Origin of the sequence: Clostridium sp. CX1 (assembly GCF_025398335.1) — a bacterium.
In the GTDB taxonomy this organism is placed as follows: domain Bacteria; phylum Bacillota; class Clostridia; order Clostridiales; family Clostridiaceae; genus Clostridium_AM; species Clostridium_AM tanneri.
Map to the genome: position 1 here is coordinate 42,097 of NZ_JAODOO010000001.1, position 11,814 is coordinate 53,910.

General features: G+C 30.7%; 12 protein-coding genes. 11 read left to right on the forward strand and 1 reads right to left on the reverse strand.

Annotated elements, in window-relative coordinates; genetic code table 11:
* The first annotated feature begins 1,412 nt into the window (after positions 1-1,412).
* Positions 1,413-1,838: a hypothetical protein gene (locus tag N4T77_RS00200; protein WP_261669685.1), complete on the forward strand. Its 426-nt coding sequence runs from the start codon at positions 1,413-1,415 to the stop codon at positions 1,836-1,838.
* Positions 1,819-2,649, forward strand: a complete 831-nt coding sequence (locus N4T77_RS00205; protein ID WP_261669686.1) for a hypothetical protein — start codon at positions 1,819-1,821, stop codon at positions 2,647-2,649. Before N4T77_RS00200 ends, N4T77_RS00205 begins: the two co-directional genes overlap by 20 nt.
* A gap of 435 nt (positions 2,650-3,084) precedes the next feature.
* Here N4T77_RS00205 and N4T77_RS00210 read toward each other — a convergent pair whose 3' ends face one another.
* Positions 3,085-3,390, reverse strand: coding sequence for a phage integrase N-terminal SAM-like domain-containing protein (locus N4T77_RS00210; RefSeq protein WP_261669687.1), 306 nt, complete (start codon positions 3,388-3,390; stop codon positions 3,085-3,087).
* Positions 3,391-3,655: 265 nt separating this feature from the next.
* Between N4T77_RS00210 and N4T77_RS00215 the strand changes: the two genes are divergently transcribed.
* The 9 genes from N4T77_RS00215 (at position 3,656) to N4T77_RS00255 (ending at position 11,793) form a co-directional block, all read left to right on the forward strand.
* On the forward strand, positions 3,656-4,009 hold the full coding sequence (locus tag N4T77_RS00215; protein ID WP_261669688.1) for a CidA/LrgA family protein: 354 nt from the start codon (positions 3,656-3,658) through the stop codon (positions 4,007-4,009).
* Positions 4,002-4,706 (forward strand): LrgB family protein, encoded by a 705-nt coding sequence (locus N4T77_RS00220; protein WP_261669689.1) that lies wholly within the window; start codon positions 4,002-4,004, stop codon positions 4,704-4,706. The genes N4T77_RS00215 and N4T77_RS00220 overlap by 8 nt, the downstream gene beginning before the upstream one ends.
* Before the next feature lie 98 nt (positions 4,707-4,804).
* The gene (locus tag N4T77_RS00225) at positions 4,805-5,512 is read left to right on the forward strand and encodes a FadR/GntR family transcriptional regulator (protein ID WP_261669690.1); all 708 of its coding nucleotides are present in this window, start codon (positions 4,805-4,807) and stop codon (positions 5,510-5,512) included.
* 143 nt (positions 5,513-5,655) lie between these two features.
* The gene (locus N4T77_RS00230; protein ID WP_261669691.1) at positions 5,656-6,906 is read left to right on the forward strand and encodes a cyclopropane-fatty-acyl-phospholipid synthase family protein; all 1,251 of its coding nucleotides are present in this window, start codon (positions 5,656-5,658) and stop codon (positions 6,904-6,906) included.
* A gap of 107 nt (positions 6,907-7,013) precedes the next feature.
* Complete coding sequence (locus tag N4T77_RS00235; protein ID WP_261669692.1) at positions 7,014-7,592, forward strand: hypothetical protein; 579 nt, start codon at positions 7,014-7,016, stop codon at positions 7,590-7,592.
* A gap of 414 nt (positions 7,593-8,006) precedes the next feature.
* Complete coding sequence (locus tag N4T77_RS00240; protein ID WP_261669693.1) at positions 8,007-8,444, forward strand: MarR family winged helix-turn-helix transcriptional regulator; 438 nt, start codon at positions 8,007-8,009, stop codon at positions 8,442-8,444.
* 179 nt (positions 8,445-8,623) lie between these two features.
* On the forward strand, positions 8,624-9,460 hold the full coding sequence (locus N4T77_RS00245) for a (Fe-S)-binding protein (protein ID WP_261669695.1): 837 nt from the start codon (positions 8,624-8,626) through the stop codon (positions 9,458-9,460).
* A 335-nt stretch (positions 9,461-9,795) separates the two neighbouring features.
* Positions 9,796-11,112 carry a pyridoxal phosphate-dependent aminotransferase gene (locus tag N4T77_RS00250; RefSeq protein ID WP_261669696.1) on the forward strand — a complete coding sequence of 439 codons (1,317 nt, stop codon included), beginning with the start codon at positions 9,796-9,798 and terminating at the stop codon, positions 11,110-11,112.
* A gap of 549 nt (positions 11,113-11,661) precedes the next feature.
* Positions 11,662-11,793: a hypothetical protein gene (locus tag N4T77_RS00255; RefSeq protein WP_261669697.1), complete on the forward strand. Its 132-nt coding sequence runs from the start codon at positions 11,662-11,664 to the stop codon at positions 11,791-11,793.
* Positions 11,794-11,814: the final 21 nt, after the last annotated feature.

Genomic DNA, 11,814 nt, shown 5'->3' on the forward strand with positions numbered 1-11,814 from the left:
GCTTAAAGTTGCTTCAGAATATATATAACAAACAATGAATTATATTATTATTCATATTAATTTATCATACATACTTGTTTATTTAGTACAAGTAGAGAATACTCAATATAATCCAAGACATACAGTGTTACTAGTAGAATTGAAACAAAATTTAAAGTTATAATTAAAGATCATGCAAATACCAAGAGTACATACATGAGTTTAGCTTTAACAAGAGATTGTGATCTTAATCTTAAAATATCTAAAATTATAATGATAAGATATTTTAAAGACTGGAAGGTTAGTATATAAATAGAATACTTTATTAAAAGAATTTAAAGTGTTGAATTTATAAAGATTATAGTCTTGGTATTGGGAATATGGTAAGTGTTTCATAATAGTAAAAAATAGTGGTTAGTCTTTCATGATAGCAGCAGCACAGGCGGCTATAAGACATCAAAGATCAACTGAATAACAAAGTCAAAAATAGTATGGATGTAGATCCCTAAGGCTTATACATCAAGTCTTAGGAAGTATACATACAAAATGAAACAAGGATATTGTCTTTTAGTGACTTAAGAGACAGTATCCTATTTTTATTGACTATATGCATGCTTTATAAGGTTGAAGCTTTTATAAAAAGAAAGATGCATTATAATTTCAGAAAGAAAAGTTTTACAAGAATATTCTACAAACTAATTGTTTTTACTATTTTATTGGCATATACTAATATATGGAAAGCTATTTCTTATGAGGTATAGAATGGATATATTCTACAATAGAGCAGCTGAAAAATAGGGAATATTCCAGTGTAGGGTTCAGCTCTTGTCTAAGGTCAGTGTTAGAGACGATTCGACTAGTATGGGCATGGTAATAGATAGATGGTTTTTGCTGAAGGGGGATTAGTATATCACTAGTCATTAAGAAGTCAAACAGATGTTAGGATATCTACATAAAGCCTGATATGGGGAGCATGAGTAAGTATAAGACATGATCTGCTTTTAAATCGTGATCATAGTAATAAATTTTTACTGATTGAGTTTAAACGTCCTTCAATTGTGGATAGAATGCACGAAGCATAAGCGGTTACATATAAGGATGATTATTTATTAAATTTACAAGTAAATTCATTAAAAATGATTATAGGAAAAAAATCACCTCTTCTATGTACCGTAGAACACATAAAATTCAAATGCACGAAATAAACTAGCATTGTAGCTATAGAATCTTACAACAGATAGCTGATGTTATTGGTGTATGAAAACTGTCTGCAGGAGGTGACAATTATTATTAAATGGGTTATTCAATTGGTTTATAAACTGCTTTTAACTTTTAACGCTACTTCCCTGATATTAGTAGTATACTTTATCAAAGGACAGAACCATTTTTATTGTTTAGGTAAGTTTCCTATATGGGTCTCATACATAGTATGTATGTTGATTCCTGTACTAACTACTGGGATGAGTTTGCTTTTGAAGAATTTTTTAAGCTATGATAGTATAGAAAAAACACCTTTAGATATTGAACAAGCAAACAATTCATTTCTGCCAAGCTACTTAGGATATTTCTTTGTAGCACTGAGTGTTCCAACAACAGAAACACTTTGGTTTATTTACTTTATACTATTTGTGTTTACATTCTGTTCCCAGGCAATGTATTTCAATCCAATTTTTTTGATTTTTGGATATCAGTTTTATAATATGACCACAGCAGACAATATAAAAATTTTTTTAATTAGCAGAAAGCAAATAAAAACAACGAAGGAATTGGTTTTCCCTATGCTGAAAAGAATAAACAATTTTACCTTTATAGATGTTGAAAAAACTAAGGAGGATAATGATGAATCATGTGATGGCTAAATTACGTTTGAGAAAAGGCAACGAGAACTCTAAATTCAGAAAAGTCTTATCAAACGTAAATTTATATACTTTACCAAGCGACTTGACTAACAATGTCGTATATGACCCTGCAACTAATATTGATGAAGGAGAATGGTTTTCAATCAGTGAGTTTTCTCAGAAACCATTTTCTTTACAATTTTTAGTTGACTATACAGATTCAGTTGCATATTATCAGCTAGAAGCAAATCAAATATCAAATATTGATTTTATTTGCACTTGTCAAAATGCGGATGAATTTTATTTTCAGCGGATTACAAAGTCACAATTATTGGAGAAGAAAGTAATTACTATTGGTGATCAATTTAAATACAATGCAAACAGTAAAGACATTGTGATTCATGATCCTGCAGATGCAATATATGTAAAAAGTAATGATACTTTATATTTTAAGAAGCTGTCTGCTATAACTGGAATATTCAAAGGTATAGATCAACTTTTTAGAGAAGCAACTACAGTAGAAACGGAAGCTTTTCTGGCTAAAGATTTTGTTAAGCTCGAAAATAACTTCTGTGCTGCTTCTGTAAAACAAGCTAATCGTAAAAGAATTGCCTTAGCAATGGAGGCTTTGAGTAATTTTGATGACAATCAGAAAAATACTGTATTTAATACAGTCAAAGAATATTGCCCTCAACTTGTTTCAGATGATAATACTTTTAAAGTAAAAACAGAGAGTGATTTGACACTTTTACTTTATGGCATAGATCAAAGGTTTTATACTACACCAGATGGTAGAGAAAAACGAATAGCTAATTCAGTTATTCGCCTATAAACACTGAAGTATAAACAAACGAACGATTATATTTATGAACGATCAGACTTATTTCATGAAGAACATTTTAGAGGAAAAGATTTGGAAACTTTATTTAACTTTTGAGGGTGAATATTTTCGATGGAGAGATGGCCGAGAATCACTACCTAATAAGTGTTACATAATGTTAAAAAATTGGATTGGTCTTTTATGGTAGCAGCAGTACAGGCTCAAGTAAAGCAACCACGACCAAGCAAATAATAAATATAGCTTAAAAAGCTTTATAAAATGGGCATTTGAGACTATACGTACTATAAAAAATATAGGGTATTGCAATTTTAGATCATTATTGATTTAACTGCAATACTCTATTTTTATATATAAAATTTTATCCTCAAACTGTTAGTTGTTATGTATATTATTTGGCATAAAGAATTTATATCTAATCACTTAAGACTAGTTAACAGCTCTATGCTTTTTACTTGGAATATAATTTCTAGGTGCATTTTTATAACAGAAAAAACTATTAAACTTGACCAATGCACAAAGTTCAACACTTACGGTTGCTTTTTTTCTTTTTTTTATGGATATTAAATACTTCTTATAACTACCAATCGTTTTTCTATCCAATTTCAAAAGCTCTTTATTTGTACTACTATTGTACCAATTAATAAATTCTTGTATATACCTTAAGTATGTTTCAATTGTACTAGAACTTTTATGTTCTTTATATAATAGATATTTTTTAAATTCCTCTAACACTTACATTACCTCCACTGAATTATTATTCGTATGTGATCTATTTGAGATACATTTTCTTAATCATTAAAAAACATCCTTTTGTATTCAAATATCTAAAAAGGTAATACCGGTCATACCAATAATTTGTTTGAGGTTATTCTATCATTTTTTATAGAATATTGCAATACATTAAAAAAAGTGATAGACTAACATTAGTGATGAAAGTGGTATGACCGGTATAACCATTGACGCATATAATTTATATACTGATAGGTAGGTGATTTTATTGAAACATTTAATGCAATTAATGATTATTTTAGCTACATATTTTGTAGGACAATTAGTACAAACATTATTTAATTTACCAATTCCAGGTACTGTAATTGGTTTGATTCTACTTTTTCTTGCATTACAAACAGGAGTTATCAAAGTTGAAATGATTGAAGATGTATGTGAATTTTTGATATCAAATATGTCCTTTTTGTTTATTCCTGCTGGGGTAGGTTTGATGACTGCATTTGGAATATTGAAGGGAAAATGGATAGTATTTATGGTCATTTTGATTATTTCAACGATAGTATTTTGGTTAATAACTGCGTATACAGTGAAATTTTTAAGAAGGGTGAATTTACATGAATGATATTATCAATTCTCCCATATTTGGTGTATTAATTTCTTTAATTGCTTATGGAATAGGAGTTTATATAAATAAAAAAACAAAACTTTCAATTTTTAATCCTTTGCTAATCGCTATGGTAATATTAATTTTTTTGCTAACAAAACTTCATATAAAATATGAAGCTTTTAATAATGGAGGTCAACTTATCTCATTCTTTTTATACCCTGCAACAGTTGCATTAGCTTTGCCTATGTATAAGAAATTTACTTTATTTAAAGAAAATGCTTTACCTATACTCATAGGTATTTTATGTGGGAATGTATGCGGGATTGCTTGCATAATTTTACTTTGTAAATTCTTTAATTTATCTGATGTGCTAATAAAATCTTTAATACCTAAGTCTATTACTACACCAATAGGAATGGCCCTATCAAAACAATTAGGCGGATTGCCATCAATTACTGTTGTAGCAATCATACTTACTGGTGTAATTGGATCGATTATTGGACCTTCTTTATATTCAATTTTTAAAATTAATGATAAAGTTGCAATGGGAATCGCTATGGGTGCTTCTTCTCATGCTGTTGGAACTGCAAAATCTATGGAACTTGGAGAAACTGAAGGGGCAATGAGCGGTTTGACCATGGCTATTTCGGGAATTATTACTGTTTTTTTAGCTCCTATCATGTGGAATTTATTTTCTGTATTTATTAAATAATTTTATTTAATAAATGAAGGAGCTTGTTGAAATAATTAAAGAAATTTATAATAATGAGATAAAAAATGAAAAATATCTTGTTTTGGAGGAGGTTTCAAATGTCTAATACAATAAAAAATACGAGGGTATATGAACAGGTAATAGAAAAGATTAAAGATTTAATAGAAAAAGGCGAATTGGGATGTGGAGATAAATTACCTTCTGAAAGAGATTTGTGTGAACAGCTTAATGTGAGCAGAACATCGGTAAGGGAAGCCTTAAGAGTTTTAGGAATATTGGGAATTGTTGAATGCAAAATAGGTGAAGGAAATTTTATAAAGGACAACTTTGAAGATAGTTTACTAGAACCACTTTCGATGACGTTTATGCTTCATGGAAGTAAAACAGATGAAATTTTAGATTTAAGAAAATTTATTGAACCTGGAATGGCAGCTTTGGCAGCAAAAAACATAAATGATGAGCAACTTCAAGAGATAAAAGAAATAGTTGATTTATTAAATAGTACAGAGGATGAAGAGAAATGCGCAGAATTAGATAAAAAACTACATTATAAAATTGTACAGGCATCAGGAAATTACCTAGTTTCTAATATGATGTTTGCAGTATCAACTTTGGTAGAAACATATATTGAAGATGTGTTAACGAATATGTTTCGAAATGTGGAGAATAAAAATATACTTAAAAAGCAACATAAAGATATAATTCAGGCTATAGAAGATCATGATTCTGTTGGTGCATCTGTAGCAATGCTAAAGCATCTGGAATATTCAGATGGTTATATTAGTAAAACGATCAAAAATAAATGATGCTTAAAAATAAAAGCGTTATTTATGAAATATAAATAAAAAAAATCAGGAGGTAAATATGAAAAAATATAATATTTATGTTGATTTTTAAATTATAACTAGCTAATAATGTATTTTTATGAAATAAGACAGGAGGACTAATAATGATTAACACATTAAAAAAAGAAAGCTTAGATCATGAATTGATAAGTAAAATAGAACATATTTTTAGTAATACTAAGAAAAATTTTGCCATGAAATTTTGGAATGGGGAAAGTATAGAATATTCTGAAAAACCTGACTTTATGTTGAGGTTTAATGATAGAGAGGCTTTCAACAGATTGTTGATGCATCCAGACAGTATGACATTTGCAGAGGCATATATGAATAAAAGTTTTGATATTGAAGGAGATATATTTTCGGCTATACAGTTAAAGGAAGAACTTAAAAATTTAGAGGTATCAGGAAAGGACAAAATGTCTATATTCTTAAAGACAGCTTCCTTACCTAAATTAAATATGCATACAAAAGAAAAGGATAAAGAAAATATTTCTCACCATTATGATATATCAAATAATTTTTATAGATTATTTTTAGGTTCTAGTATGGTTTATTCCTGTGCATATTTTAGAGACGAAAATGAAGATATAACAACAGCTGAAGAAAATAAGTTGGATTATATATGCAGGAAGTTAAGGTTGAACACAGGAGAAAAGCTTCTGGATGTCGGATGCGGATGGGGTGCAATGATTATATGGGCAGCAAAGCATTATGGAGTTGAAGCACACGGTATAACAATAAGTAAAGAACAATATAAGTATGTATGTAACAGAATTAAAGAAGAAGGCATGGAAGGTAAATGTTTTGTTGAATTAAAAGATTACCGTGATATAGAAGGAAATGAAATATATGATAAGATAGTAAGTATCGGCATGTTCGAACATGTAGGAACAAAAAACTTGCCAGAGTATTTTAAAATCATGAACAGGTTGTTAAAAAGTGATGGCTTATTTTTGAATCATGGTATCACAAATCAAAAAAACTCTAAGATTTCAAAGGCTGAATCTGAATTTATCGAAAAATATATTTTTCCTGGTGGAGAATTGAACAGCATAAGCTATGTTCAAGACATCATGGAAAAGGAAAATTTTGAAGTTTATGATGTTGAATGCTTAAGAGAGCATTATTTTAAAACTTTAAGATGTTGGGTAAATAATTTACAAGCTAATAAAGATAAGGCAATAAAAGAAGCTTCGGATCTAATCTATAGGACATGGTTGCTTTATATGACAGGGTGTGCATTAAATTTTAAAGGTGGGTCTATTTCAGTATATCAGGTGCTTTTAGGCAAAGAACAAAAAACGCCAGGATTCAATATACCATTAACAAGAGAATATATGTATAAAGATATTTAAGAACTCCTTATGAAGATGGTAAATATATCATTATTCACAAAGTATATTTTTGGATATGATTATTTCAGTTTTGTGCACTGAACATACCGAAAGGAATGAGTATAAATATGAAAGATAATAAAAAATCACAAGAAGTTGAGAGTTCTATTAATAGATTATTGAGTTCAATTGATGATTTATTGCGGGATGAAAAAGAAAGAAAATTGAGGATTAAATTAGGAAATAAAATAAAAGATTCTATTTTTACCGATGAGATTATGACCAAGTTAAACGAAAGTGATTTTTCAGGATTAATTTATGAAGAAGAAGAAATAGTATTCCTTTTTTCTATGTTATTTCCTGTATTTGTAGAGAAGGAAGGCATTATTTTTAGATTGTATAGACATAAAATTGAAGTTGATTTATCTGATGAAATGAGGGATAGATATATTTATATATTTTCTGATGGAAGATTGACATCAGGATTGTTTGAAAGTTTTAGACTTTATGATGATGAATATGTCGATGGAATAAAACGAATAATCAATGTAATTCCGCTCTTGAAAAATGCAATTAAAGAATCATTAATTGATTTTCAAAAAAATGAAAATCAACATAAAGAAAAAATACAACATCTTAAAAATAAGGGAATAATAGCAGAAAAGAATTTTAATGTTCTGTCTGAGATTCTGGAAAATAGTGTCTAATTTCGGATTTTGAGACATACTATTAAATAATATAGAAGATATGTAAATGGTTTATATTAATGAGTGTGAGCTTATATTTATTGTATGAGTGGTTAAGAAAAGTGTTACATAATAGTGAAGAGTGGGTTTGCTCTATTAGGATTGCAGCAGCACAGGCTCAGGTAAAACAACCGAGACCAATCAAGTAAAGCCCCCAAATCTTTATATATCAAGGACTTGTGGGTGTGTATAAAAATAGAACAAGGGTACTGTCACTTAATAATTTTAAGGGATAGTACCCTATTTTTATTGATTTCTTGTATTTTAGAACAAAAATTTGATTAAAAAACAGCTATTAAAGACATTGACAAAAAAATATTAGTAATGTATCATTTTAAATAGTGTATGTACACGAAAAATGAATAAGGTGATAGTATGAACAAAAAAATTTATGATAAGAAGCCGTCTGCATGTAATTGTCTTAACCTGCGCCGGGCTTCGCAGGCAATTACACAGGTATACGATGGATTCCTTGAATCTAGCGGACTTAAAATAAGTCAATATTCATTGCTTAAACATATAAAGTATATAGGCCCTGTAAGCGTAAGCGACCTAGCCCTGAAAATCAGGCTGGACAGGACTACTCTTGTAAGAAATCTTAAGCCAATGGAGGAAAGAGGATTTATTATAGATATTGCGGCAACGGGGACCCGTAATCGTCAATTAAAATTGACGGATGCAGGGCTTGAAACTTATGAAAAGGCATCACAGCTTTGGAGTGAGGCTCAAAGTTTTATTGAACAATATTTGGGCAAGGATGATATGGAGACGTTGACAGTATTACTTTCTAAAATTGAGGCACTTGTGCCTTAATATTTTTAAAATAATCGTGCATATACACGAATAACTCGGAGATATTAATTAAATCTGTAATGAGCTGATGTTACAGTGAGTAAGAAAGTAAAAAGTTTGCTAGTAAATAACAGCTATGCTGATGAAATAAGCTGGCACAACAAGTTAAATTAGCTTATAAATAAAATGGAGGTACTATAATGAAGGACTTAATAAGAAATGAAATTAAAAAGTATGTACTCGAAAGCAAAGAAAACTGGCTGGAAGAAATCCAAGACCGTTATTATGATGAACCTATTGTAAAATTTGCATCTTCGGAGGATCCGTTGTTCGAAGAGTATAAAAAGATAATTGGCAGCGATCATTTAACTCCCAAGGAAGCCTTTGAAAGGTTTTTTGGAAAAGATAGCTATGGGGGAGGAACGGTTATAAGTATAGTCTTGCCTATAAATGAAAAGATCAGAAAGAGTAATGCAGCGCAAAAAGATAATGCGTCTAAAGAATGGGCTCTACTGCGTGCTTTTACCGACGGATTTCGGAAAGGACTTAACAAGCATCTAGTGAATTTTTTAGAGAAAAAGGGATATAGAGCTATAGCGCCTGCAGATGCTGAAGGATTTAAGATTTATGGAACGCCTTCAGGACCAAGCTCTAACTGGTCAGAACGGCATATAGCATATGCAGCTGGTCTTGGGACTTTTGGGATAAATGATGGCTTTATTACTGAAAAAGGAATTGCCATAAGGTTAACCTCGGTTGTAACCAACTTAAAGCTTACACCGGATACAAGAAAAGCTGAAAGTCATACAGGAAATTGTTTGCTCTTAAGCAAAGGTATTTGCGGAGCTTGTATTAAAAGATGTCCTGTCAATGCTATATCAAAAGAAGGTCACGACAAGATGAAATGCTGGAAATACGTTTACGGAGACGAGTCAACAAGACTAGCTGAATCCTATGGAGGAAATCCAGCAGTAGGGTCAGGGTGTGGCTTATGCCAAACTAAAGTGCCTTGTGAATGTAAGAATCCAACTGCATGATTTCTTATATGCTATTTAAATTCTTTAACTAATTTTTCAAAAGCAGGAATAGAATTTTCGATCATATTGAATTTTACACAATTCATAATATTTATAAATAACATAAAGTGCTCCATAGTAATTAAAAAAGGCTTGGTCTATTAGGATTGCAGCAGCACAAGCTGAAGTTAAAAATCCAAGACCAATGGTAGAGGCAAAATAAAATATAGAAAAAGTTAGTAAAAAACACATTCTACTTTCAGTTAAATTGTTTTTAGTACGGCATTGCAATAATCTGAATAAAATGATAATATAAGGTAGAATGTGTTACATAAAATATTTTGGAGGGGATATATATGAATAAACCAGTTTTATCAGCTCATTTTGAGTCAAGAACACCATCAGACGTTAGATTAGCACAAATGAAATATGCAGAGCGTGAAGTTAAACCTGAAGCTGTAATTAATGTAGGTATTGGAAACGTTTCACTTCCAACAAATCCTGCTATGCAAAAAAGAATGTTTGCGCTAAATGCACCTGAAAGCCCATTTGCAAAGGGTGTTGTAAGATATACAGGAACTGCTGGTACTGAAGAGTGTCAGAATGCATTTAAAAATATTCTTGCTTGCGAAGGCTTTGATACTAGCAAATTACTAGTTCAAATAACAGATGGTGGATCAACAGGTATGGAATTGTTGCTACTTGGAGTTTGTGGACCTGCAGGCACTGATGAGAAACCTCTTATGATGATAGACCCAGCATACACAAACTATATTTCTTTCGCAGAAAGATTAGGACGTAAAACTGTTACAGTAAAACGTAGTTTAAGTGAAGAAGGTAAGTTTAGTCTTCCAAAGCTTGACGAAATTGAAGAAACTATTAAAAATCACAACCCTGGAGCGCTTCTTGTTATACCTTATGACAATCCTACAGGACAGCTTTACGACTATGAAACACTTAAAGGACTTGCTGCACTATGTGTAAAATACAACATGTGGATGGTAAGTGATGAGGCTTATCGTGAACTATACTATACAGGCGATAACAGCTTAGTAAGTATTTGGGGACTTAGCGATGCAGATGTACCTGGTATAGAAGGAAGAAGAATAAGCATCGAGACAACATCAAAGGTATGGAATGCATGCGGTTTAAGAATCGGTGCTGTAATTACTGACAATCCAGAATACTATGATCGTTCAATAGCTGAATATACTGCAAACCTTTGCGCTAACGCAATTGGCCAGTATATATTTGGAGCACTAGCACACGAAAGTAAGGAAAGCATCGCTGGATGGTGCAAGAGCATTCGTGAGTACTATAAAGACGTTATATTCAAAGTATACAATGGTCTAAAGGAGCAGGAACCAGGATTAATCGTTTCCAGCCCAGATGCATCTATATACTCAGTAATTGACGTTAGAAACGTTGTAAAACCAGGATTTGATGCAATTGACTTTGTTCTTTACTGCGCACAAAAAGGATCTGTTAACTACAATGGAGTTGAAACAACTCTTCTAGTAGCACCTTTAAAAGGATTCTATGATATTCCAGCAGGCGAGAATAATCCAGGAAACACTCAGTTCCGTATTGCATTCGTAGAAACTCCTGAGAACATGATGAAGGTTCCTGAGTTATTTGTTAAACTTTTAAGACAATACGAAGCAAGCCGCTAGATATAATATCTATCAAAAGAGATGTATTACTTAACATTCAAAAATTAAATAAATCACTTTTAGTATCAATGGGTAAATAAAACGTTCCGTAGTATGGAATTAGTGATTATTTTTGAATAATTAAGGTACAAGCTTTCTTTAAAAATCTACGAAAGTAGATGAAAACCTAAGAATATGTTAAGCAAGTAAAGGTATAAACTATATAAGCGCTAGACAAATGTCTAGCGCTTATATGTGCCATAGTCAGTTGCACATATTGAGAATTTTATAGAGATATTTATAGGAGACTTGAGCTATTGCTTCAGTCTCTTTTTGTATTGTTAACTATTTTTAATTTTTTAGGTAAAAATTTTCAAAACCTATTCAAAATATTCTGAAAATGGTGTATAATATTATTAAGTAATAAGATTTACCTAGAGTTTATAAATAGCTGATTCTAATTTTTTTACCAAGCAATGATAACGTTTTCTAAAGAATTTTTGTTAGTATACTGAGAATCTATTAGTTATTTATAAATTCATCTAAAATTAATTATGGAGGTGTAGATAAATGGAAGATTTCACATCTCAGAAAGAAATTATTAAAGAAGATAACGTTTTGCCAGAAAACAAGTCAGATATTATACTTTTAGTTATCGCCGCAGTTACTATGATAGGCATATTAATGTTTTTATTCAAATAGAGATTTATTTCTTTGAGATTG

What these genes read in the sequence shown, in the direction of transcription:
- N4T77_RS00200 (WP_261669685.1), top strand. Translation starts at nt 1,413, where the DNA reads ATGTTGATTCCTGTACTAACTACTGGGATGAGTTTGCTTTTGAAGAAT.
- N4T77_RS00205 (WP_261669686.1), top strand. Translation starts at nt 1,819, where the DNA reads ATGAATCATGTGATGGCTAAATTACGTTTGAGAAAAGGCAACGAGAAC.
- N4T77_RS00220 (WP_261669689.1), top strand. Translation starts at nt 4,002, where the DNA reads ATGAATGATATTATCAATTCTCCCATATTTGGTGTATTAATTTCTTTA.
- N4T77_RS00225 (WP_261669690.1), top strand. Translation starts at nt 4,805, where the DNA reads ATGTCTAATACAATAAAAAATACGAGGGTATATGAACAGGTAATAGAA.
- N4T77_RS00230 (WP_261669691.1), top strand. Translation starts at nt 5,656, where the DNA reads ATGATTAACACATTAAAAAAAGAAAGCTTAGATCATGAATTGATAAGT.
- N4T77_RS00235 (WP_261669692.1), top strand. Translation starts at nt 7,014, where the DNA reads ATGAAAGATAATAAAAAATCACAAGAAGTTGAGAGTTCTATTAATAGA.
- N4T77_RS00240 (WP_261669693.1), top strand. Translation starts at nt 8,007, where the DNA reads ATGAACAAAAAAATTTATGATAAGAAGCCGTCTGCATGTAATTGTCTT.
- N4T77_RS00245 (WP_261669695.1), top strand. Translation starts at nt 8,624, where the DNA reads ATGAAGGACTTAATAAGAAATGAAATTAAAAAGTATGTACTCGAAAGC.
- N4T77_RS00250 (WP_261669696.1), top strand. Translation starts at nt 9,796, where the DNA reads ATGAATAAACCAGTTTTATCAGCTCATTTTGAGTCAAGAACACCATCA.
- N4T77_RS00255 (WP_261669697.1), top strand. Translation starts at nt 11,662, where the DNA reads ATGGAAGATTTCACATCTCAGAAAGAAATTATTAAAGAAGATAACGTT.